Origin of the sequence: Citromicrobium bathyomarinum (genome assembly GCA_001306305.2) — a bacterium.
Taxonomy (GTDB): domain Bacteria; phylum Pseudomonadota; class Alphaproteobacteria; order Sphingomonadales; family Sphingomonadaceae; genus Alteriqipengyuania; species Alteriqipengyuania bathyomarina.
Map to the genome: position 1 here is coordinate 2006068 of CP155577.1, position 22845 is coordinate 2028912.

General features: G+C 64.6%; 23 protein-coding genes and 1 tRNA gene. 19 read left to right on the top strand and 5 right to left on the bottom strand.

The window, feature by feature from the left end; translation table 11 throughout:
* The first annotated feature begins 3 nt into the window (after nt 1-3).
* The 6 genes from VO57_010085 to VO57_010110 all read left to right on the top strand — a co-directional run bounded on the left by VO57_010085 (nt 4) and on the right by VO57_010110 (nt 5686).
* Nucleotides 4-1002 (top strand): SDR family oxidoreductase, encoded by a 999-nt coding sequence (locus VO57_010085; protein ID XBL68488.1) that lies wholly within the window; start codon nt 4-6, stop codon nt 1000-1002.
* A gap of 138 nt (nt 1003-1140) precedes the next feature.
* A complete protein-coding gene (gene ychF / locus VO57_010090; protein ID XBL68489.1) occupies nt 1141-2241 on the top strand; it encodes a redox-regulated ATPase YchF in 1101 nt (366 codons plus the stop codon).
* A gap of 71 nt (nt 2242-2312) precedes the next feature.
* Complete coding sequence (locus VO57_010095; GenBank protein XBL68490.1) at nt 2313-3113, top strand: DUF1206 domain-containing protein; 801 nt, start codon at nt 2313-2315, stop codon at nt 3111-3113.
* 62 nt (nt 3114-3175) lie between these two features.
* Nucleotides 3176-4438: an ectonucleotide pyrophosphatase/phosphodiesterase gene (locus VO57_010100; protein ID XBL68491.1), complete on the top strand. Its 1263-nt coding sequence runs from the start codon at nt 3176-3178 to the stop codon at nt 4436-4438.
* A 28-nt stretch (nt 4439-4466) separates the two neighbouring features.
* Nucleotides 4467-5204 carry a MauE/DoxX family redox-associated membrane protein gene (locus VO57_010105; protein XBL68492.1) on the top strand — a complete coding sequence of 246 codons (738 nt, stop codon included), beginning with the start codon at nt 4467-4469 and terminating at the stop codon, nt 5202-5204.
* A gap of 20 nt (nt 5205-5224) precedes the next feature.
* Nucleotides 5225-5686, top strand: a complete 462-nt coding sequence (locus VO57_010110) for a MaoC family dehydratase (protein XBL68493.1) — start codon at nt 5225-5227, stop codon at nt 5684-5686.
* 3 nt (nt 5687-5689) lie between these two features.
* Here VO57_010110 and VO57_010115 read toward each other — a convergent pair whose 3' ends face one another.
* Both VO57_010115 and mutL read right to left on the bottom strand, forming a co-directional pair.
* A complete protein-coding gene (locus VO57_010115) occupies nt 5690-6214 on the bottom strand; it encodes a hypothetical protein (GenBank protein ID XBL68494.1) in 525 nt (174 codons plus the stop codon).
* Nucleotides 6214-8043, bottom strand: coding sequence for a DNA mismatch repair endonuclease MutL (gene mutL, locus VO57_010120; GenBank protein XBL68495.1), 1830 nt, complete (start codon nt 8041-8043; stop codon nt 6214-6216). The genes VO57_010115 and mutL overlap by 1 nt, the downstream gene beginning before the upstream one ends.
* A gap of 192 nt (nt 8044-8235) precedes the next feature.
* Between mutL and VO57_010125 the strand changes: the two genes are divergently transcribed.
* The 6 genes from VO57_010125 to VO57_010150 all read left to right on the top strand — a co-directional run bounded on the left by VO57_010125 (nt 8236) and on the right by VO57_010150 (nt 14235).
* The gene (locus tag VO57_010125; protein ID XBL68496.1) at nt 8236-9279 is read left to right on the top strand and encodes a rod shape-determining protein; all 1044 of its coding nucleotides are present in this window, start codon (nt 8236-8238) and stop codon (nt 9277-9279) included.
* Nucleotides 9280-9310: 31 nt separating this feature from the next.
* A complete protein-coding gene (gene mreC / locus VO57_010130; protein ID XBL68497.1) occupies nt 9311-10282 on the top strand; it encodes a rod shape-determining protein MreC in 972 nt (323 codons plus the stop codon).
* Nucleotides 10279-10836 carry a rod shape-determining protein MreD gene (locus tag VO57_010135; protein ID XBL68498.1) on the top strand — a complete coding sequence of 186 codons (558 nt, stop codon included), beginning with the start codon at nt 10279-10281 and terminating at the stop codon, nt 10834-10836. Before mreC ends, VO57_010135 begins: the two co-directional genes overlap by 4 nt.
* The gene (gene mrdA / locus VO57_010140) at nt 10836-12911 is read left to right on the top strand and encodes a penicillin-binding protein 2 (GenBank protein ID XBL68499.1); all 2076 of its coding nucleotides are present in this window, start codon (nt 10836-10838) and stop codon (nt 12909-12911) included. The genes VO57_010135 and mrdA overlap by 1 nt, the downstream gene beginning before the upstream one ends.
* Before the next feature lie 41 nt (nt 12912-12952).
* Nucleotides 12953-14029, top strand: coding sequence for a rod shape-determining protein RodA (gene rodA, locus VO57_010145; GenBank protein XBL71323.1), 1077 nt, complete (start codon nt 12953-12955; stop codon nt 14027-14029).
* A gap of 130 nt (nt 14030-14159) precedes the next feature.
* Nucleotides 14160-14235: transfer RNA gene (locus VO57_010150), tRNA-Lys, on the top strand.
* Nucleotides 14236-14571: 336 nt separating this feature from the next.
* On the opposite strand, the gene VO57_010155 is transcribed toward VO57_010150, so the two are convergent.
* Complete coding sequence (locus tag VO57_010155; protein ID XBL68500.1) at nt 14572-14781, bottom strand: hypothetical protein; 210 nt, start codon at nt 14779-14781, stop codon at nt 14572-14574.
* 317 nt (nt 14782-15098) lie between these two features.
* Between VO57_010155 and ribB the strand changes: the two genes are divergently transcribed.
* Genes ribB through VO57_010170 form a run of 3 tightly spaced genes read left to right on the top strand, consistent with a single transcriptional unit; the run spans nt 15099 to nt 17173 of the window.
* Nucleotides 15099-16364 (top strand): 3,4-dihydroxy-2-butanone-4-phosphate synthase, encoded by a 1266-nt coding sequence (gene ribB, locus VO57_010160; GenBank protein ID XBL68501.1) that lies wholly within the window; start codon nt 15099-15101, stop codon nt 16362-16364.
* A gap of 4 nt (nt 16365-16368) precedes the next feature.
* On the top strand, nt 16369-16797 hold the full coding sequence (gene ribH / locus VO57_010165) for a 6,7-dimethyl-8-ribityllumazine synthase (protein XBL68502.1): 429 nt from the start codon (nt 16369-16371) through the stop codon (nt 16795-16797).
* Nucleotides 16798-16846: 49 nt separating this feature from the next.
* Nucleotides 16847-17173: a hypothetical protein gene (locus VO57_010170; GenBank protein ID XBL68503.1), complete on the top strand. Its 327-nt coding sequence runs from the start codon at nt 16847-16849 to the stop codon at nt 17171-17173.
* Nucleotides 17174-17179: 6 nt separating this feature from the next.
* Here VO57_010170 and VO57_010175 read toward each other — a convergent pair whose 3' ends face one another.
* Together VO57_010175 and eno are read right to left on the bottom strand one after the other, a co-directional pair.
* On the bottom strand, nt 17180-19264 hold the full coding sequence (locus VO57_010175) for a M13 family metallopeptidase (GenBank protein XBL68504.1): 2085 nt from the start codon (nt 19262-19264) through the stop codon (nt 17180-17182).
* 136 nt (nt 19265-19400) lie between these two features.
* Nucleotides 19401-20687 carry a phosphopyruvate hydratase gene (gene eno / locus VO57_010180; protein ID XBL68505.1) on the bottom strand — a complete coding sequence of 429 codons (1287 nt, stop codon included), beginning with the start codon at nt 20685-20687 and terminating at the stop codon, nt 19401-19403.
* 167 nt (nt 20688-20854) lie between these two features.
* On the opposite strand from eno, the gene VO57_010185 reads away from it, so the two are divergent.
* From VO57_010185 to VO57_010200, 4 genes are all read left to right on the top strand, one after another.
* Nucleotides 20855-21403 (top strand): hypothetical protein, encoded by a 549-nt coding sequence (locus VO57_010185; GenBank protein ID XBL68506.1) that lies wholly within the window; start codon nt 20855-20857, stop codon nt 21401-21403.
* 22 nt (nt 21404-21425) lie between these two features.
* Nucleotides 21426-21881, top strand: coding sequence for a phage holin family protein (locus tag VO57_010190; GenBank protein ID XBL68507.1), 456 nt, complete (start codon nt 21426-21428; stop codon nt 21879-21881).
* Nucleotides 21878-22189, top strand: a complete 312-nt coding sequence (locus VO57_010195; GenBank protein ID XBL68508.1) for a hypothetical protein — start codon at nt 21878-21880, stop codon at nt 22187-22189. Before VO57_010190 ends, VO57_010195 begins: the two co-directional genes overlap by 4 nt.
* Before the next feature lie 79 nt (nt 22190-22268).
* On the top strand, nt 22269-22748 hold the full coding sequence (locus VO57_010200; protein XBL68509.1) for a hypothetical protein: 480 nt from the start codon (nt 22269-22271) through the stop codon (nt 22746-22748).
* Nucleotides 22749-22845: the final 97 nt, after the last annotated feature.

Consider the following 22845-nt stretch of genomic DNA (forward strand, 5'->3'; position numbering starts at 1 on the left):
CCCATGACCGCCCTCACCCGCCGCACCCTGCTTGCCGGAGCCGCCGCGACCGGCGTGCTCGCCGCCACCGCCACCCACGCGCAGGGCGACATGGTCGTCTCGAAGCCCGATCTTGCGGGCAAGAGCGTGCTGATCACCGGCTGTTCTTCGGGCTTCGGCCGCCTCGGGGCGGAACATTATGCGAAGCTCGGCGCGAAGGTGTTCGCGACGATGCGCAACCTCCCCCGGCCCGAGGCGGACGAACTGCGCACGCTGGCCGCCGAGAAGAACCTCGACATCACCGTGATCGAGATCGACGTCCTGTCCGACGAGCAGGTTGCCGCCGGCGTTGCCGAGGCGGAGCGGCTCAATGGCGGCGGGATCGACGTGCTGGTCAACAATGCCGGGATCGGGATTTCCGGACCGGTCGAGGTGCAGGACATGGAGGCGACCGAGCTGATCTTCGGCACCAATGTGCTGGGCGCACACCGGATGGCGCGGGCCGTGCTGCCCGGGATGCGCAAGAAGGGCGGCGGGCTGATCGTGCCCATCTCCAGCCAGCTAGGCCGCGTGATCGTGCCTTTCGCAGGGCATTATTCGGCAACCAAGTTTGCGCTCGAGGCGATGAGCGAACAGCTCGCCTACGAACTGGTGCCGCATAATATCGAGGTCTCGATTATCGAACCCGGTGGCTATCCCACCGAAGTCTGGGTCAACCGGAATATCTATACTGCCGCACTCAAGAGGCGCGCCGAGGACCTCCATACCGATGGCTACCCCCAGGTGGTCGCCAGCATGGGGACCGAGGACGGATCTGGCCGCAGCGCCAATCCGCTCGACATACCCGCAGCGATCGCGCGCATCATTGCAATGCCGGCAGGCACGCGCCCCCTGCGCACCGCAGTGCATCCCGGTGCGAAGCCGCAAACCCGGATCAATGCGGTTTCCGCCGAGACGCAGCTCAACTGGCTGGGCGGATCGGGCTACGGTCCGCTCATCAAGGCGGTGCACAACGTCGACTGACCGGGTCCGCCAGCTGCTTCCCCTAGCCAGATTGCCGAACATCGCACTAGGCACGAGCGGGCGTGAGCGTTACGGGCGGGCCCATCTCAATCACACAATCGCGGGCCTGCCGCCCGCCTGTCCGGACCAGGGAATATCATGGGTTTCAAATGCGGTATCGTCGGCCTGCCCAATGTCGGCAAGTCGACGCTGTTCAACGCTCTGACGCAGACGCAGGCCGCGCAGGCCGCGAACTATCCGTTCTGCACGATCGAGCCCAATGTGGGCCAGGTCGCGGTGCCCGACGACCGGTTGGACAAGATCGCCGCGATCGGCGGCAGCGCCAAGATCATCCACACCCAGCTGGCCTTCGTCGACATCGCCGGTCTGGTGAAAGGGGCCAGCAAGGGCGAAGGCCTCGGCAACCAGTTCCTCGCCAATATCCGTGAGGTCGATGCGATCGTCCACGTGCTGCGCTGCTTCGAGGATGACGATATCCAGCACGTGAACAACAAGGTCGATCCGATCGCCGACGCCGAAGTGGTCGAGACCGAGCTGATGCTGGCCGATCTGGAAAGCGTCGAAAAGCGGGTCGAGAATGCCAAGCGCCGTGCGACCAGCGGCGACAAGGAAGCCAAGGCGCTCGCCAGCGTGCTCGGCCAGGCGCTCGATTTCCTCAAGGACGGCAAGCCCGCGCGTCTGGTCGAACCGGGTGACGACGAGGAAGCGCGCCTGTTCGAACAGGCGCAGCTGCTCACTGCCAAGCCGGTGCTCTACGTATGCAACGTGGCCGAGGAAGATGCAGCGCAGGGCAATGCGCTATCGAAGCTGGTGGCCGAGAAGGCCGATGCGGAGGGCGCGCAGAGCGTCGTCGTCTCCGCCGCCATCGAATCCGAGCTGGTCGAAATGGAGCCCGAAGACCGCGCCGAATATCTTGGCGAGCTGGGCCTTGAAGAAAGCGGTTTGGCAAAAATCATCCGCGCCGGATACAAGCTGCTCGGCCTGCAGACCTTCTTCACCGTGGGCCCGAAGGAAGCGCGCGCGTGGACCTTCCCCGCCGGTGCCAAGGCGCCGCAGGCGGCGGGCGAGATTCACACCGATTTCGAACGCGGCTTCATCCGCGCCGAAACCATCGCCTACGACGATTACGTGACGCTGGGCGGCGAATCCGGAGCCAAGGAAGCCGGCAAGCTGCGGCAGGAGGGCAAGGAATACCTCGTGCAGGATGGCGACATTATGATGTTCAAATTTAACGTCTGACGCTTTTCGGCACGATAGTGCGTCCCCGCCGTTGGGTCGAAAACAACGGCAAAAACAGGGGCTCACGCAAGATGGTCGATAAATCCGAGAAGTTCAGCTGGCTCGTGCGGGTGGGCTATTTCAGCCGCGCGGTGCTTTATACCGTGGTCGGGCTGATCGCGCTCACCAGCGCGGGACGCATTGCCGAAGGTACCGCAGGCATCTTCAAGGCGATCGAGGATTTCCCGGCGGGCATCGCGATCCTGTGGATCATGGTCCTCGGCCTGTTCGGCTATGCGCTGTTCCGCTTCTGCTCGCCGCTGTTCGATATCGAGAACGAAGGGTCGGACGCCAAGGGCTGGGGCAAGCGGATCGGCCATGCGGGGAGCGCCATCGGCCACCTCGCGCTGGCATGGTCCGCGTTCAAGTTTGCGACCAACAGGAATTCCGGCGGCGGCGGCGCGCAAGAGGCTGCTGCGGGCGTGCTCGGCGTGGAATTCGGCGGCATCGTGATCGGCCTGCTCGGCCTCACCTTCTTCATCGCCGCGTTCAATCAGGCGAAGAAGGGCATCACCGGCAGCTTCATGAACCGGATCAGCCCGCAGGCACCCGATTTCACCCGGATGATCGGTGGCGCTGGTTACCTCGCGCGGGCGGTGGTGTTCGTGGTGATCGGCTGGTCGCTGGTTGGTGCCGGGTTCATGTCCAAGGGCAGCGATCAGGTGAAGACCATCGGCGATGCGGTGGCCAGCCTTGCCGATGACGGCATCTGGTTCACCATCACCGCGATCGGCCTGCTGCTGTTCGGCCTCTTCAGCTTCATCCTTGCCCGTTACCGGATCATCCCGGATCTGGGTTCGGAAGGAAAGGTGCCCGAATTCCGCGCGGGGTAAATCGGCCCTTGGCCCTAATTCCCCACTTAGCATTGTAACACGCCTGCCCTAGCGAACCCGGCATGACCTTCATCGCCAGATTCGCCGGGGCAGCGCTGTATGCGGCGCTCGCCCTCCTCGCCACTGCCGCGCCCGCTACGGCCCAGCCCGCCGACCCGGACCGGAAGCCGGTCACGATCCTGATATCGATCGACGGTTTCCGGACGGACTATCTGGATCGCGGGATCACCCCCAACCTCTCCGCGCTGGCGGCACGCGGGGCGAGTGCGCCGATGAAGCCGTCCTTCCCGACCAAGACCTTCCCCAACCACTACACGCTGGTGACCGGCCTCAGGCCCGACAATCACGGGATCGTGTCGAACAACATGATCGACCCGCGCCGCCCCGGAGTGCGCTTCAGCCTTGGGGACGCGAGGCAGGCGCTCGATCCGTTCTGGTGGGATGAGGCCGAGCCTCTGTGGGTCACCGCCGAACGAGCGGGGATCCGCACTGCGACCATGTTCTGGCCCGGTAGCGAGGTCGCAATCCGCACGATCCGCCCCTCCGACTGGAACCGCTTCGACCAGAACATAGACGAGCGTCAGCGGGTCGAGACGGTACTAGACTGGATGCGCCGTCCGGCGGAGATACGCCCGCGTTTCGTGGCGATGTATTTCGACAGAATCGATACGGACGGGCACCATTTCGGCCCCGACAGCGCTGAACTCAACGCCGCCGTCGCAGAGGTCGACAGCCAGATCGGCTATCTGATCGACGGTCTGGCAGCGCTGGGCCAGCAGGCGGACATCATCGTCGTCTCCGACCACGGAATGCGCGCGGTGGACGCGGCGCGGACGATCGACCTCGACGCGCTGCTCGCTCCGGAAAGCTACCTGCTGGTCGACAGCGGGCCCTTCGCCGCAATCGAGCCCGCGGCGGCAACCGACCGCACGGTCTACGACGCGCTGCTGACCCCGCACGATCACATGCAGTGCTGGCAGAAGGACGATATTCCCGCGCGTCTTGAGTATGGGACCAATCCGCGCGTGGCCGAGATCCTTTGCCTCGCCGAGCCGGGCTGGACCATCAGGCGCGGTGCGCCGCGCGAAAAAATGTCCGGCGGCACGCATGGGTGGGACAACGAGGATCCGCAGATGCAGGCGCTGTTTATCGCCGCCGGCCCGCGTATCTCCACGACCACGCCGGTCCGCAATCTGGACAACGTGGACGTCTACGCGTTGCTCGCCGCGCTGGTCGGGGTAGCTCCCCAGCCCAATGATGGCGACGAGGATGCGCTCGTGCTGTTTGCCGCACCGGAACCGGGGGCCGATAGACTGCTTGAATAATACCCCCATGGGGTATATCTGATGCGGCATGACAAAGACCGCAAAACTCTATCGCATGGTGATGGACAAGCACGTGTGCCCTTACGGCACCAAGTCCAAATGGCTGCTCGAGCAAGAGGGCTACCAGGTCGAGGATCATCACCTTGTCACTCGTGCAGAGACGGACGCGTTCAAGGACGAACACGGGGTCAAGACGACCCCGCAGACCTTTATCGATGGCGAACGGGTCGGCGGGTACGAGGCACTGCGCAAGTTCCTCGGCAAGAAGGTCAAGAACCCGGACGAGACCAGCTATCGCCCCGTACTAGCGGTGTTCGCCGTTGCGGCGGCCTTTGCGATTACGCTCAGCCTCGGGCTGCTCGATGGCCTCAGCATGCGCACGGTCGAATGGTTCGTCGCGCTGTCGATGGGCATGCTCGCCATGCTCAAGCTGCAGGATGTCGAGCAATTCTCGACCATGTTTGTCGGCTACGACCTGCTGGGCCGCCGATGGGTGCCCTACGCCTACGCCTATCCCTATCTTGAGGCGACGGCTGCGGTCCTGATGGCCGCGCACCTGCTGCCCTGGCTCTCAATCCCCATCGCGCTGTTCATTGGCACGGTCGGCGCGGTCAGCGTTTTTTACGCCGTCTATGTGCAGAAGCGCGAGATCAAGTGCGCCTGCGTCGGCGGGGGCAGCAATGTGCCGCTGGGCTTCGTGTCGCTGACCGAGAACCTCGCGATGATTGCCATGGGAATCTGGATGCTGCTACGCGCGCTTCTCTGACCAGCGAAGGGCGTGCGCGCATGAAGTACTACGAGGATCTGGAAGTCGGCTCGAAAGTGTCTTTCGGACATTACGAGGTCACCCGCGAAGAGGTGATCGAGTTCGCCACGAAATACGATCCGCAGCCTTTCCATCTGAGCGACGAGGCTGCTGCGCAAACCTATTTCGGACGGCTATCGGCAAGCGGGTGGCACACCAGTGCCATGACCATGCGGATGATGGTCGAGCATTTCTCGACCGAGCAGATGGCATCGCTCGGGTCGCCGGGAATCGACGAACTGCGCTGGCTCAAGCCGGTCTATCCGGGCGACACGCTGCGGGTCGAAGGCGAACTGATCGAGAAGCGCCAGTCGAGGTCGAAACCCCACATGGGCTTCACCAAGAACCGTCAGACCACCTTCAACCAGCATGACGAGCCGGTGATGACGATGATCAGCAATGGCATTATCCAGGTGCGCGACCCGGACGCCATAGCCGATTGAGGTTCAGCCGCCGCAGGCTACGCGGCCCTCGCTCATCGCCACTTCGCGGTCGTATCCATCGGCCATCGTAAGAGTCGCAGGCGCGGCCCACGAAGCCTCGCTTTCGCCTTCCTTCTTTGCCTGATCGATGGTGATGTTCAGCGAATATTCGCGCCCGTCGTACTGCTCGCGCGTGCCGAACGGGCCTTCCGTGCTACCCGCGTCGGCGGCCAGCCGCTGGATGCTGCCTTCGTATTTCACGAAGCCCACGCCATCGGCCAGAATCGCGAAGGGATCTTCCTCGCCGCCGGGCGTGAAAGAGCACCCTGCCCCCTCCATCGCGCTGTTCTCGACGATGTCTGCGGTGGTGATCGGCTGCAGAGCGAGTTCAACCGGCGGCGGGGTCTGCTGGGCTAGCACTGCTGCGACAGCCTCAGCATCCGCGCGATCCTGCGCCTCGGTACTGGCAGGCTCTTCACCGCAGCCCGCCAATCCCAATCCCGCAAAAGCCAGCGCCAGCAACCCGACCGCGTGCAACCCGATTAGCATCAATGTCTCCCGAACAATTTTTCTACTTCTTCCATCGACAGCTTCACCCAGGTCGGGCGCCCGTGATTGCACTGGCCCGAACGTGGCGTGCGCTCCATTTCGCGCAGCAGCGCATTCATCTCCTCGACGCGCAGCGTGCGCCCTGCCCTGACCGACCCATGGCAAGCCATTGTTGCCAAAACGTATTCGATCTTCTCGGTCAGCAACAGGGATCCGCCCTCCCCATCCACGCCATTGGTTGCCAGATCGTCGGCAATATCGCGCAGCAGCGCGTGCGGATCGGCCTTTGGCAGTGCGTGCGGCAGGCTGCGGACCAGCATGGCGGCAGGCCCGAAGCGCTCGATCGCGAGGCCCATCCGGTCGAGATCTGCAGCGATTCCTTCAAGGCGGTCGCATTCGGCCTCCGACAATTCGACCACCTCGGGCATCAGCAGCGCCTGGCTGCGCGCGGTCGCGCTGCCCGCGTCGGCGCTGCGCAGCCGTTCGAGCGTGAGGCGCTCGTGCGCGGCATGCTGGTCGACCAGCACCAGCCCATCGGCAGCCTCGGCGACGATGTAAGTGTTGGCAATCTGCCCGCGCGCGATCCCGAGGGGGTAGTCGCGGGCCTCCTGCGGCAGCGGCGCGGCTTCCTCGGCCCGGCCGGACGGAGGCGCGTCGGCAGCTTGCTGCGCGCGCCAGTCCATTCGCGGTTCCTGCAGGGCCGTGGCCGAAGCGCTGCCCCCCGCGAAGCGGTCGAAGATGGAGGCGGCGGGGGGCTCGGGCGCAACCGGCTCGGCCTGCCACTTCGCCATGGCGGAGGCATCGGGCGCCTGCGCGCTGCGCTTGTCACCGGTGGAAAGCGCGGCGCGCAATCCGCCCACAATCATTCCCCGCACGCCCTGCGGATCGCGGAACCGCACCTCGCTCTTGGCCGGGTGCACGTTCACGTCGACATCCTCCGGCGGCAGGTCGAGAAATAGCGCGAGCACCGCGTGGCGATCGCGCGCGAGCATCTCCGCGTAGGCTCCGCGCACCGCACCGACCAGCAACCGGTCCTTTACCGGGCGTCCGTTGACGAACAGGTACTGGTGGTCCGCTACGCCGCGGTTGTAGGTCGGCAGGCCCGCAATTCCCGTCAGCGTCATTTCGCCCCGCGCCAGGTCGATCGGGACACAATTGTCTTTGAGATCGCGGGAGACCAGGCGGACCACACGTTCCGGCAAGGCCTCACCGCGTTGCAGCTGCAGGCTGCGACGGCCATTATTGGAAAAGGTGAAGCCGATATCGGGCCGCGCCATCGCGAGCCGCCGGACGATGTCCTGACACGCCGCAAATTCGCTGCGCGGGGTGCGCAGGAACTTGCGCCGCGCGGGCACCTCGCGGAAGAAATCCTCGATCCGGGCGCGGGTGCCGGGGGGAACGGCTGACGGCTTGTCCTCCACCACCCGGCCATGATCCACCACGCGGCGCCATCCGCTGTCGGCGTTGTGCGGGCGGCTTTCGAGCGTGAAGCGCGCGACGCTGGCGATGCTGGGCAGTGCCTCGCCACGGAAGCCGAGCGTCGCGACCTGTTCGAGCGCGTGCCCCTCCCCGACCAGATCCTCGGGCAGCTTTGATGTCGCGTGCCGCTCCAGCGCCAGCGCCATCTCTTCGGGCGACATGCCGCAGCCATCGTCGACGACTTCGATTGCGCCGATGCCGCCGTCTTCGAGGCTGACCGTGATCCGAGTCGCGCCCGAATCGATGGCGTTCTCAACCAGTTCCTTCAGCGCAGCGGCAGGGCGTTCGATCACTTCTCCCGCTGCGATGCGGTTTATAAGGGCTTCGGGAAGGCGTCTGATTGTGGGCATTTGACGCAGAGTAGCCGGGACGGTGGAAAAATTCGACGGCCTGCGGGTAATTACGCCCAATTTCTGGTTAAAGGCATCGCGTTTTTCGCTAGGGGGCGCTAGTGGCCGTGCTTCGGCAGCCCGGCTCTACGGGATCGTCCCTTCAACATCAGACAAGGCCGACCGCACAATCGGCACGGAAGCATAGTACCTATGGGTTTCTTCTCGAATCTTCTGAAGTTCGGCACTCAGAACATGGCGATCGACCTCGGCACCGCGAACACGCTGGTTTACGTGCCCGATCAAGGGATCATCCTCAACGAACCTTCCGTGGTCGCTATCGAGACCCTCAACGGGATCAAGCGCGTCAAGGCCGTGGGTGACGATGCGAAGATGATGATGGGCAAGACGCCCGACTCGATCGAAGCGATCCGCCCGCTGCGCGACGGCGTCATCGCCGACATCGAAATCGCGGAAGAAATGATCAAGCACTTCATCCGCAAGGTGCACGGCAAGAAGAGCCTGTTCCGCTATCCCGAAATCACCATCTGCGTCCCCTCGGGCTCGACCTCGGTCGAACGCCGCGCGATCCGCGACGCGGCCAGCAATGCGGGCGCGAGCGCGGTTTACCTGATCCTCGAACCGATGGCTGCTGCGATCGGCGCCGACATGCCGGTGACCGAGCCTGTGGGCTCCATGGTGGTCGACATTGGTGGCGGCACGACCGAAGTCGCGGTGCTTTCGCTCCGTGGTCTCGCCTACACCACTTCCGTGCGCACCGGCGGTGACAAGATGGACGAAGCGATCGTTTCCTACGTGCGCCGCCACCACAATCTGCTGATCGGTGAATCGACCGCAGAGCGGATCAAGAAGGACTACGGCGTGGCCGTGGCCCCTGCAGATGGCATTGGCGAGCAGATCACCATCAAGGGTAGGGATCTGGTCAATGGTGTTCCGAAAGAGATCACCATCAATCAATCGCATATCGCCGAAGCCCTGAGCGAGCCTATCGGTGCGATCGTCGAGGGTGTGCGAATTGCGCTGGAAAACACTGCGCCCGAGCTTGCCGCCGACATCGTGGACCAGGGCATCGTGCTGACCGGCGGTGGTGCGCTGATCACCGGCCTGGACGAGCATCTGCGCGAAGAGACGGGCCTTCCCGTCAGCATTGCGGAAGATCCGCTGTCCTGCGTCGCGATCGGCACCGGCCGCGCGATGGAAGACCCTGTGTACCGCGGCGTGTTGATGACTGCGTAAAGCAACCGGGACCTTACCGGACGGAGGAATTATGGCCCTGTCGGGCTCGAAACAGCGGGTTTCGGGGCATTCCAAGAAGGCGCAGTACGGTGTCTTCACCGGTTACGTGGTCGCCTTGTCGGGCATCGTGCTCGGCATTGTCCTGATCGTCATCTCGATCATCCAGCCGGCCTCTTTCAGCGGTCTGCGCGGATTGTTCGGCGATGCGACCCAGCCTGTCTCGACGGTCAATGCCGGCGCCCGCAGTGGCGGGCGCGGGTTCATCGAATCCGTGCAGGGCTATCTCGAGGCGGGGCAGCAGAATGCCGAGCTGAAGAAAGAGGTCGAGATCGCGCGCATTCGCCTCGCCGAAGCGCGCGCGATCGAAGAGGAGAACGCGCGGCTCAAGGCGCTGCTCGGCCTCAACGAAACCGACGTGAAACCCGTGGCAGTCGCACGCCTGGTCGGCTCCAGCAGCTCCAGCACGCGCCGCTTTGCGTATCTCGGCGCGGGCCGAAACGACGGTGTGCGGCCCGGAATGCCCGTGCGCAGCGAACGCGGCATCGTGGGCCGCGTGCTGGAGGCGGCGGGCAACAGCTCGCGCGTCATGCTGATCACCGACACCGAAAGCGTGCTGCCCGTGCGGCGCGCAGGCGACAATACGGTCGCCTTTGCCGAAGGGCGCGGCGACGGGCTGATCAACATTCGCCTGATCAACCTGGGCATCAATCCGCTCAAGCGGGGCGACGTGTTCGTCACCAGCGGCGCGGGCGGGCTCTACCGCCCGGGCATCGCGGTGGCGATTGTCACCAGCCTGACCGACGACGGCGCGGTCGCACGGATCATCAGCAACCCTGCGGCAACCGATTTCGTCGCGGTGGAGCCGACCTGGCAGCCCGAGGCGCTGCGTGGTGCGCGCACTCCGATCGAGGAAGCGATCGGATCGAACCGGACCGTGGACGCGGGTAACGGCGATAATCCCGATGCACCCGCTACGGAGAGCGGCGGCGTGGTCACACCATGATCGAACGCCGCGCCTACAGCCAGCGCAGCGAACGGAACGGGCGCCAGATCAACCGGGACCACTCCCCCTTCCTGCTGGTCTTCGTCCCATGGGCGACGATCATGCTCGCGTCCTATCTCCAAAGCGTACCGATCGCTGTCGGTGGGCCGCTGCTGCCGCCGATCGGCTTCCTGTTCCTGCTCGCGTGGCGGCTGCTTCGGCCGGGTGTGCTGCCGATCTGGGCGGGGATCATTTTCGGCATGTGGGACGATCTGTTCAGTGGCCAGCCATTCGGATCGGGTATCCTGTTCTTCTCGGCGACCATGATGGCGATCGAGATCATCGACATCCGCTTCCCCTGGCGCGGCTTCGCGCAGGACTGGCTGATCGCGGCGATCATCACCGTCATCTATATCGTCGGGACGATGCTGATCTCCGGCAGCACCCTGGGGCTTCCGCTGTTGGCGGTCGTGGCCCCGCAGCTGCTGCTATCGCTCATCGCCTACCCGTTCATCGCGTTTATCGTTTCACGCCTAGACAAGCTTCGCCTCATGCGTTTCCGGACCGCCACCTGATGTCCTTCGGCCTTACCAAGCAAGTGCTCAACGAGAGCACGCTGACCAACAGTTTCGACCGGCGCAGCTTCGTGCTTGGCGTAGGCGGCCTGTCGGTCGGCATCCTGCTGGCCGCGCGGATGGGCTATCTGGCCATCGCGGAGAACGACAAGTACCGCGTCGAGAGCGAGAGCAACCGCGTCAATCTGACGCTGATCCCGCCGCGCCGGGGCTGGATCCTCGACCGCAACGGCGCACCGCTGGCCTCCAACGAAGCGGACTTCCGCGTCGATATCATCCCCGAGCGCCTTCAGGAGCCAGAGCGTGAGCTGGCGACCCTTGGCCGGCTGCTGAAGCTGGACGATGCGAAGATGCGCGATCTGCGCGCCAAGCTGGACGAATCCGCCGGCTATGCCCCGATCGAAGTCGCCAGCGGGCTCGACTACGACGCGTTTGCTGCGGTCAGCATCCGCCTGCCAGAGCTGCCCGGCGTCGTGCCTCAGCGCGGATTCTCCCGCTATTACCCCACGGGCACCTCGGTCGGCCACCTGATCGGCTATGTCGGCGCGGCGAGCCGCGAGGAGTTCGAGGAAGATCGCAATCCGCTGCTGATCACGCCGGGTTACAAGATCGGCAAGGACGGGCTCGAAAAGCAGTTTGAGAAGACCCTGCGCGGCAAACCTGGCGCGCGCCGGGTTGAGGTGACCGCATCGGGCCGGATCGTGCGCGATCTGTCCACCCGGCCCGACGTACAGGGCGACCCGATCCAGCTGAGCATCGACGGTCCCTTGCAGGACTACGCAGCCCGCCGTCTGGGCCTCGAAAGCGGGTCCGTGGTGGTGATGGACTGCGAGTCCGGCGATCTGCTGTGCATGGCCTCGATGCCCAGTTTCGATCCGAACAGCTTCTCCGACGGTATCGGCAGCGTCGAATATGCGATGCTGAGCGAAAACGACCGGGTGCCGCTTCGCAACAAGGTGCTCAAGGGCCTCTATCCGCCAGGCTCGACGGTCAAGCCGATGCACGCGATGGCCTTCATGCATGAAGGGATCGACCCGAACGAATCGATCATCTGCGGCGGCGGTCGCCGGATCGGCAATCGCTTCTTCAACTGCTGGAGCAACCATGGCCGGGTCGACATGGCCAAGGGCATCTACCAGTCGTGCGACAGCTATTTCTATCACTTCGCGCAGAAGGTCGGGTTCGACAAGGTTGCCGCCTATGCGCGCCAGTTCGGCCTCGGGCAGGAATTCGACCTGCCGGTGGCCAGCCAGTTCTACGGCACCGTGCCCGACCCGGCATGGAAGCTGAAGAAGTACGACCAGCAATGGCAGCCCTACGACACGGTCAACGCCTCGATCGGCCAGGGCTATTACCTCACCAACCCGCTGCAGCTGGCGGTGATGGCGACGCGTATCGCGACCGGACGGCATGTCGAGCCGTCCTTGCTCAAAAGCAACCGGACCAAGCCTTTTGCCTCACTCGACTTCAAGCCGGACCAGATCGCCTATATCCGCAAGGCGATGAGCGACGTGGTCAACGGCCCCGGCACCGCCGGGCGCGCGCGGCTGCCGATCGACGACGTGCTGATCGCGGGCAAGACGGGGACCGCGCAGGTCGTCTCGCTGAGCGTGTCCAACGGCAAGACCGGCCCCTGGAAGTATCGCGACCACGGGTTGTTCATCTTCTTCGCCCCGTTCGACAACCCGCGCTATGCAGGCGCGGTGGTGATCGAGCATGGCGGTGGGTCGGGTTCCGCCTACCCCATTGCGCGCGACGTGATGACCTTCCTCTTCGACCCGCAGAAGGGGATGGACGCACTGCGCGGCTTCGAAGAGCAGTGGGGCGGCACGGCGCAGCAGCGGCTCCAGCGCCGCTACGCCGAATATGCCCGCGCTGCAGGTGAGGCTGTCCCGGCGAGCCCGCCGCTCGACCGCGAGATACAGGCGAAGGTCGAGGCCGAAGCCCGGCTCGACGCGCAGCGCAGCGAAGCCTTCGCGCGCGACAATCCTCGCCGCCCCCGCCGGCCCGATGCCGACGTTGCGGCCGATAGCCCGGCCGATGGCGGCGCGCAGTCACAGGGGAACGCACAGTGAGCTCGATCATCCCCGCCCCCATCGCGCGCCAGCCATGGGCGATGCTGACCCCGCTGATCCTGCTCACCTTCTTCGGTGCGGCGGTGCTCTATTCGGCGGCCGGAGGCAATTTCTCGCCCTTTGCCGACACGCATCTGCTGCGCTTCGCGATAACCATGGTGATGGCTCTCATCATCGCCAGCATGCCGCGCGATTTCGTCAAGCTGATGGCCTATCCGGGCTATATCATAGTGCTGTTGCTGCTTGTCGCGGTGGAGGCGGCCGGGTCGCTGGGCGGCGGCAGCCAGCGCTGGCTCGAGGTCGGGCCGATCCGGATCCAGCCATCGGAGCTGATGAAGCCCGCGGTCGCCCTCGCCCTCGCCCGGTTCTACGACACGCTGCCGACCGGCATGATCGGTTCGTGGAGGGCGTTGCTGCCCGCAGGCGTGATCATCGCCCTGCCCGTGCTGCTGGTGCTGATGCAGCCGGACCTCGGCACGGCGCTGGCGATCCTGTTCTCGGGTGCGGTTGTCATGTTCCTCGCAGGGCTGCCGATGAGCTGGTTCCTGGGCGCGGGCGCGCTTGGCGCGGTGGCGGTGCCTTTGGCTTACAGCTTCGCGCTCAAACCTTATCAGCAGCGCCGCGTGACCACCTTCCTCGATCCCGAAAGCGATCCGCTGGGCAGCGGCTACCACATCACCCAGTCGAAGATTGCGATCGGCTCGGGCGGCTTTTCCGGCAAGGGCTTCAACGAAGGCTCGCAAAGCCACCTGCAATATCTGCCAGAGCCGCACACCGACTTCGTGTTTGCGACGATGGCGGAGGAATGGGGCTTCCTCGGCGGGCTGTTCGTGATCGTGTGCTTCGGCCTGATCCTCGCCTGGGGGCTCTCCGTCGCGCGCAATGCCCAGAACCGGTTCGATCGTCTGCTGGCCGCAGGGATGGTCGCCACGATGTTCTTCTACATCGCGATCAACCTGATGATGGTGATGGGCATGGCCCCGGTGGTGGGCATTCCCCTTCCCTTCATGAGCCATGGCGGATCGTCGATGCTGACCAACATGATGTGCCTTGGCGTGCTGATGATGGTCTATCGCTGGAACACGCAGCGGCACGGTGGCGGCCTGCTTTCGAGCTGATTGGGCCGATTGATTGGGTCGATGTGCAATTGGGGGCTTGCACGTTTCGCCACAGGCCCTATGTGACCGCCTCCCGCCGACGAATCGCAAGCGTGATCGACGGCGCGGCCTTCACCAAGCAGGCCGGTGTGGACGCATAGCTCAGTTGGTAGAGCAGCTGACTCTTAATCAGCGGGTCCTAGGTTCGAACCCTAGTGCGTCCACCACCTCCCCACCCATTAAATCACATCGATCACGGGCTCTTTTCCGTCGGGTCTGGTGACGATTAACCGCAGCGCGGATGTCAACGGGCTGCGGTTTGCATATTCGCCATCTGCCCAGATTGCGTGCCGGCAGGCCCAGCGCCTTGAACAAGGGAACAGTGGCCATGCGCAGCGTCGCCTCTGCCTGCACCAGGCTGGCCTCTGCCTCGCGATACGCGATGCGGGGTCCCGCGCCCTGCGGGCGGTCGCCACCTGGCTCAGCGCGGTTTCGGTGTCGTTCATGGCGACCAGAACGGTGCGCTGACAGGTCAGGTAGCTCTCGTCGGCGGACGCTTTGGCCTAGCCCACCAGCGTCTTGCCACGCCCGAAATCGAGAATCGGAAAACTCACCTGCCCCTGCCCCACGGCCTGGATGCTGTCGGTCAAAATCAGTCTCGAGAGATTGCCGGTGAGCAGCTCGACAATCCCCGTCAGGCCGACGTCCGGGAACAGACCTGCGGTCTGTACGCCGATCTTAGCGGTCGCGGCGTACAGCTGTGCTTCGGCCACGGCGATGTCCGGGCGGCGGCGCAGCAGGCTGGCAGGCGTGCCGGGCGCGATGGTGGGGACCGCAAAGCGATCGACCTCGGGCGCAGTGTCGACCAGCGGGGTAACCTCCTGAACAAGTCCGTCCCAGCAACAGGGCGAGCAAGGCCAGAGTGACCTGAGACTGCCCTCTCAATTGCGCGAGTGAGTCGCCCCTCGACATTGATCCGCGCGAACGCGCTATAATTGTCGGTCAGGGCAGTTACTCCGCCCAAGCCCAACATGCCAATGTGTCATTCAGGCTTTGGCTGTCACATCATAATGTGATAGCGGCCTTTGCCATGAGCGAATCGACCATTATCCGAGTCCGCGAAGCCATCGCCTCCGGCAGCATGACCCGCGCCGCCCTAGCCCGTGCGGCAGGGCTCCACGCCAACACCCTGCGCGATTGCGGGGACGACGATTGGAACCCCACCGCCGAGACGCTGCGCAAGCTCGACGCGTTCCTCGACGCGCAGGATGAGACGCCCGTGCTCGTCGGGATCGAGGAAATCATCGAGGAAGCGCGCAACGGCCGCATGTTCGTACTGGTCGACGACGAGGATCGCGAGAACGAAGGCGATCTCGTCATCCCCGCGCAGATGGCGACGCCCGATGCGGTCAACTTCATGGCGACCCACGGGCGCGGCCTGATCTGCCTGACGCTGCAGCGCCAGCGGGTCGAAGCGCTGGGCCTCGAACTGATGAGCCGCAGCAACGGCAGCCGCCACGAAACCGCCTTCACCGTCAGCATCGAAGCCCGCGAGGGCGTCACCACCGGGATCAGCGCCGCCGACCGCGCGCGGACCATTGCGGTGGCGATCGACCCGACCCGCGGTGCGCAGGATATCGTGACCCCGGGCCATGTCTTCCCGCTGATCGCGCGCGACGGCGGCGTGCTGGTGCGCGCGGGGCATACCGAAGCCGCGGTCGACATCTCGCGCCTCGCCGGGCTCAACGCCTCGGGCGTGATCTGCGAGATCATGAATGAAGACGGGACGATGGCCCGGCTCGACAATCTGATCGACTTCGCCCGTCGCCACCGGCTCAAGATCGGGACCATCCGCGATCTGATCGAATACCGCATGAAGCACGACCACCTCGTGGAACGTGCTGGCGAAAGCACCTTCACCAGCGCGCATGGCGGCGAATGGCGGGCGATCAACTATCGCAGCACGGTGGATGGTAGCGTCTCCGTGGTGCTGCAGAAGGGGCAGGTCCATTCCGACCGCTCCACTCTTGTGCGCATGCACCGCATCTCTCTGTTCGACGACGTGCTCGGCCGGTCGGGAGACAAGCGCGACACCCTGCAGCGCGCAATGCGCACGATCGGCGATGAAGGCAGCGGGCTGATCGTGTGCCTGATGCCGGGCCAGCCCGACAAGCTGCAGGCGGAAGTCGCCGGCCGGCCTGCGAGCGGGGACCTGCGCGAATATGGTATCGGTGCGCAAATCCTTGCCGATCTCGGCGTATCCGAAATGACCCTGCTGACCAATTCCCACCGCAATGTGATCGGCCTCGAAGGCTATGGCATCACCGTGGTGGGCGAACGCCCTATTCCGGAGTAATTTGATGGCCCGTTTCCTGATCGTCGAAGCGCGTTTCTACGCCGAGCTGAACGATAAGCTGATCGAAGGCGCGCGTGCCGCGCTGGAAGACGCCGGACACCAGGCCGACGTGCTGACCGTTCCCGGCGCGCTCGAAATCCCCGGCGCCATCGCGCTCGCGGCGGAGAGCGGCCAGTACGATGGCTTCGTCGCCATCGGCGTGGTCATCCGGGGTGAGACCTATCACTTCGAAATCGTCGCCGGCGAAAGTGCCCGCGCGATCATGGCGCTGACGATGGACGGGATTGCGATCGGCAACGGGATCATCACGGTCGAGAACGAGATCCAGGCGCAGGTTCGCGCGGATCCGGCGCAGAAGAACAAGGGCGGCGAAGCGGCGAAGGCTGCCATCGCGCTGCTCGATATCGCAGGCAGGTTCGCCGACCGAAGCTAACCTTCCCTAATTGCGGGGCGTGGCTGGCGCCTCACGAATTGGTGCGGTCATGAACGGACCGCTCGAATGGATCGCCGCGATCGGCACGATGATCGCCGCAGGACTGATTGCCGCCGACCTCGGTCGCAAGGCGACCGGTTGGGGCTTCGTCCTGTTCTGCGCGGTTGCGGTGACGTGGGTTGCCTCAGGCCTGATCGAGAATGCCATCCCCATCGCGGCGATGAACGCGATCTTGCTGCTGATCAACGCATGGGGCGTGTGGCAGTACCTGCTCAGCCCCAAGAGCCGGAAGAAGATCGAGAAGCTCGAACGGCTCGAGCAAGAGGCCGAAGAGGAAGTGGAGGCGGAGGAGAGCCACGCACCCTCCTCCGCCTGATCGCTGTTACCAGACCTTCACGCGCTTTTCGGGCGGCAGGTACAGCTTGTCGCCTTCCTTCACGTCGAATGCCTTGTACCAGGCATCCATGTTGCGCACGGTCAGCGCACGGTACTGGCCCGGCGCGTGCCCGTCGGTCGCGATCCGCTGGCGCAGCGCGGCTTCGCGCATCTTGGTCGCCCAGGTCTGCGCATAGGCGATGAAGAAGCGCTGATCGCCGGTGAACCCGTCGATCACGGGCGCTTCCTTGCCGCCGAGCGAGGCGTGATAGGCATCATAGGCCGCCTGAAGCCCCGCGATGTCGGCGATGTTCTCGCCCAGCGTCAGTTCGCCCTTCACGTTGAGGCCGGGGAACGGTTCGTACGTATCGTACTGGTCGGCCAGAGCCTTGCCTGCTTCCTCGAACTTCTTGCGGTCGGCATCGGTCCACCAGTCGCGCATCGCGCCGGTCGAGTCGAACGCGGCGCCATTATTGTCGAAGCTGTGGCTGATCTCGTGGCCAATGACCGCACCGATCGCGCCGTAGTTATAGGCCGGGTCCGCCTTGGGATCGAAGAACGGCGGCTGCAGGATCGCGGCGGGGAAGTTCAGCGCGTTCTGGACCGGCAGGTTCACCGCGTTGACCAGCTGCGCGTTCATCCACCACTCACCCTTGTCGAGCGGCTTGCCCACCTTGGCCAGCTGCTGACGATAACGCAGCTTTTCCGCCGCCTGCACGTCTGCATAGGCATCGCCTTCCTTGATCGTCAGGCTGTCGTAGTCGGTCCACTCGTCGGGATAGCCGACGCCGACTTCCATGGTTTCGACCTTCTTCTTGGCTTCGGCTTTGGTCTCGGGCGCCATCCAGTCGACCGCTTCGATGCGGTTGGCGAAGGCATCCTTGATATTGTCGACCATGCCCTCGATCTCGGCCTTGGCCGAGGCCGGGAAGTATTTCTCGACGTAGAGCTTGCCGAGCGCATCCCCCATGTAGGTGTTGACCGCGGCCAGCGCGCGCTTGTCACGCGGGCGCTGCTGCTCGGTGCCCGACAGGGTCTTGCCGTAGAAATCGAAGCTCATCTGGTCGAGCTTGGTCGGCAACACGGCGGTGTTGGCGTTGATCTGGTGGAACACCAGCCAGTCTTTCCACGCCTCCAGCGGCTCGCTTTCGACCAGTTTGGAAAGCCCGGTGATCGCGCTCGGGTGGTAGGCGTCGAAGGTCTTGAAACCGTCGAGCTGCGCCGCCTTGAAGAAGGCGTCCCAGTCCATGCCCGGCGCCTTCGCCTCGAAGTCCTTCTTCGACCACAGCGAGCTGGCGGTGGCCCAGTCGTCGCTATCCTCGCGGCTGACATGCGCCCGGGCGATCTTCATCTCCAGATCGTAGATCCGCTTCGCCTTGGCATCGGCATCGTCGATATCCGCCGCTTTCAGCAGGTTGGCGATGTAGGTCTGATAGTCGCCGCGCAGCCCCGCCATCTTGGCGTCGGAGGAGAGGTAATATTCCCGCTCGGGCAGGCCGAGGCCGCCCTGCAGGATGTAGGGGACCACTTCGCCACCCTTGAGTGCCTGCGTCACGAACACGCCGAACAGGTTCTCGGTCTCGAAATCGGTCGCGTTGAGCGGGTCAACATCGGCGCGAACCTGGCTGCCGAGCACCTTGGCCAGCTGCTGCTTGTCCGAAATGCCCTCGAAGCGGTTCAGGTCCGCCTGGATCGGCTTCATGCCCGCAGCGTCGATCGCTTTGGTGTCGAGGAAGGCCTGGTAGAATTTCTTGACCTTGGCCGCGTCGGTGCCGGGTTCGGGATCGGAGCTGACGATTTCCTTGATCAGCGCGGCGATGTTCTTTTCGGTCTGCTGGTCGGCGATGAAGAACCCGCCCACGCTCGACCGGTCTGCCGGGATTTCCGTCTCATCGTACCACTTGCCGTCGGCATAGCGGAAGAAGTCGTCGCCCGGATTGGCCGAGGTATCCATCCAGTCGGGCCGGATGCCAAGTTCGGTGCCGGGGGTTGAGGCGACCTGCTCGCTCGCGTCGGGGCTGTTGCAGGCGACAGGGCCAAGCGTGGCGACAGCGGTGCCGAGCATCAGCGCGGCGATGAGACGTGTTTTCATAGGGGAATCCTCGCGGCCCGGCAGAGCGTCGGGTCTTCTGCGAGGGCCGATCTAGGCCCCTGATTCGGCTGCCGCAATCGCGGCTCGTCGAAAGAATGGTGGGTTTGGTCGAAAAACCGCCCCCGCCCTTCCCGGGTCAGCGCGCCAGGCGACCGAAACAGGCGTGGCCTGCGTAATGCGCGCTGTCGCCCAGCTCTTCCTCGATCCGGATCAGCTGGTTGTACTTGGCGAGCCGGTCCGACCGGGCGAGGCTGCCGGTCTTGATCTGCCCGCAGTTCGTGGCGACGGCGAGGTCGGCGATAGTCGAATCCTCGGTTTCGCCCGAACGGTGGCTCATCACGGCGGTGTAGCCTGCGCGGTGCGCGATATCGACCGCGTCCAGCGTTTCGGACAGCGTGCCGATCTGGTTGACCTTGACCAGCAGCGAGTTGGCGAGGCCGCGCGCGATCCCGTCGCGCAGGCGCGCGGGGTTGGTCACGAACAGATCGTCGCCGACCAGCTGGACCTTGTTTCCGATCTTGTCGGTCAGCGCCTTCCAGCCTTCGAAATCGTCTTCGGCCATGCCGTCTTCGATCGAGCGGATCGGGTAGTCGTTGCACAGCGCGGCGAGGTAGTCCGCCATCTCGACGCCCGAGAGCGTCGCGTCTTCGCCTGCCAGCACATACTTGCCGTCCTTGAAGAACTCGGTCGATGCGCAATCCAGCGCCAGCACGATGTCGCTGCCCGGTGCGAACCCGGCCTTCTCGATCGACTGCATGATCAGGTCGAGCGCATCGCGCGTGCTGCCGATATTGGGGGCGAATCCGCCCTCGTCGCCCACCGAGGTGGACAGGCCCTTGGCGCTCAGTTCCTTCTTGAGCGTGTGGAACACCTCCGCGCCCCACCGCACCGCTTCGGCGAGCGTGGGCGCGCCGACGGGCATGATCATGAATTCCTGAATGTCGATCGGGTTGTCGGCATGTTCGCCGCCATTGATGATGTTCATCATCGGCACCGGCAGGACATGCGCGGACACACCGCCGACATAGCTGTAGAGCGGCAGGCCGCGCGCATTGGCACCGGCCTTCGCCACCGCGAGGCTGGTGCCCAGCAGCGCGTTGGCGCCCAGGCGGCTCTTGTTCTCTGTCCCGTCGAGCGCGATCAGCATCGTGTCGATGTCGCGCTGGTCCTCCGCGTCCACGCCCAGCAGGGCATCGGCGATGTCGTTGTTGACCGCGTCGATCGCCTTGGTGACGCCCTTGCCCAGATAGCGATCCTTGTCGCCATCGCGCAGTTCCACCGCTTCGTGCGCGCCGGTCGATGCGCCCGAGGGCACCGCGGCGCGGCCGAAGCTGCCGTCTTCCAGCAGGCAATCCACTTCGACGGTCGGATTCCCCCGGCTGTCGAGAATTTCGCGCGCGTGCAGGTCGATAATGGCAGTCATTGGGCCTCCGGTCTCAGTCATGCTATCCAGGCCGGAGAATACGGGCCGACCTTGGTTTCGGCGCGGCTTATGCGGTGGAACGAACCCATGCAAGCTGCGTTGCAACATACGAGGACGGAGCCGCGTTCGGCCTGTCGAATACGAATTGCAATAAGAGGGAAACACCCATGGCTACTGACGACAAGATCAACGACACCAGTGCGGTTCCGCTGACCACCGATGCCGCGGGTGCCCCCGCCGGCTCGGCCGCTGCCGAAGGAACGCTCGGCGGCAAGGAAGAAGCCAAGTCGCGCTTCAACTCCGCGCTCGACGAGGCCAAGGCCGGTGCCCAGGCGCTGCGCGGCGAAGCCAGCCAGCGCGCGCAGGTCTACAAGGAACAGGCCGCCGCCAAGAGCAGCGAATACAAGGATCAGGCGCTGGCCAAGGGCGGCGAACTGGCCGTCGAAGGCAAGCACAAGGCGAGCGAAGCGCTCACCTCGCTGAGCAGGCTGGTCGCCGAGAACGCGGCCAAGATCGACGACAATTTCGGCCCGAAATATGGCGACCACGCCCGCAACGCCGCCCGCGGCCTGCAGGATGCGGCGAGCCATATCGACACCAAGTCCTACGACGAACTGGGTGACGAAGCGCGCCAGTTCGTGCGCAAGAATCCCGGCTTGTCCGTCGGCCTCGCGGCGTTCGGCGGCTACGTCCTCGCCCGCATGTTCCGCCGCTGAGCGGAGCCGGCGAGGAGGGGCTGTGCCGGATCGAAGCGATCATCACCACCAGCCTGCCGCGTCTCACGATGCGGCAGGCTCCCTTAACCCGAACCTGAACCCCGAGACACCGCATCCAGAAACGACCCGCGCTCACGAAGAGCCGCTGGGTTCGCTGTTCGACGATGCCTATGCGCTCTACGAGGACGGCAAGACCTATCTGGAAGCCGAAGTCGCCTTCCAGAAGTCGCGGGCGAGCTATGCCTCGCGCGAGACCGGGTCGGGCATCGTTTTCGCGCTGGGCGCGCTGGCCTTCCTGCACCTTGCCCTCATTGGGCTGGTCGTGGGGCTGATCATCGCGCTTGCGCCGATCATCGGGCCATTCGTCGCGGTCGCTGCGGTGGTCGGCACCCTGCTGGTGCTGATGATCATCGTCGGCTTGGTCGCACGTTCGCGCTTCAAGCGGGTCAGCCAGGCCTTCAAGGGGGACGGCGCATGAAGCCGCACAAGGCCCGGATGGAAGAAGACCGCGCGCTGCGCGATGCGGCGCGCGCGCTGGTCAAGGATGACATTGATCACCTGAAGGGCGATGTAGAGGAAAAGGGCATCGTCGCCCGGATCGCCAACTCCGCCCTGCTCGGCGCGACCGACATCTTCGAAGAAGGCAAGGAGCTGGCCGAGAAGCACAAACCGGCCTCCTACGGCATCGGCGCCGTGATCGCGGCGGTGATCGGCTGGTGGGCGCTGGGCGGTGGCCGGTCCGATGAATCGGACGATGAGGACTATGCGTGGGACGAAATCGACTGACCGCCGGGTTAAACCCGGAACTCTCGCGCAGTCCCAGCGCTTTACAATCAAAGCACACTTTTAAGGCTGGAGACCAAGCATGAGCACCCAGGAACAGCGCGACGAATTGCGCCGCAAGATCGAACAGAGCGAACGCCGCAACGAAGAACGCAGCCTTGCTGACATGGCGCGCGACGCGACGGACAGCGCGACCGAATTCGTCAAGGAACACCCGATCCTGACCGTCAGTGCCGTTGCCCTGATCGGTCTCGCGATCGGCTCGCGTACCTCCAAAGGCCGCGAACTGACAGGTCGCGCGGTCGGCTTTGCCGATCACTTGGCCGATCTGGGGATGGCCTATGCCAGCGGCATGGCGAGCAAGGTCGGCGATGCCACCCGCCACGGCGGTGACCGCTTGGTCGACTTCGGCGACGATGTCGCCTTCGGCAGCCGTGCGGCCCGTCGTAACGCGGCGTATTATGCCGATCGCCAGAAGGACGCCGCGCGTCACGCCGGTCGCCGTGCGGCGCGCAAGGCCGGACGCAGCTATCGCGATCTCAAGTCCGCCCTGCCCTTCTAGTCGGATAACGCGCGTGCGGGATTGCTCCTGCACAGCTTGTTGTTTTTGGGCCCGCGCGCGTTAAGGCGTGCGGGCCCTTTTCATATCCATTTCAAAC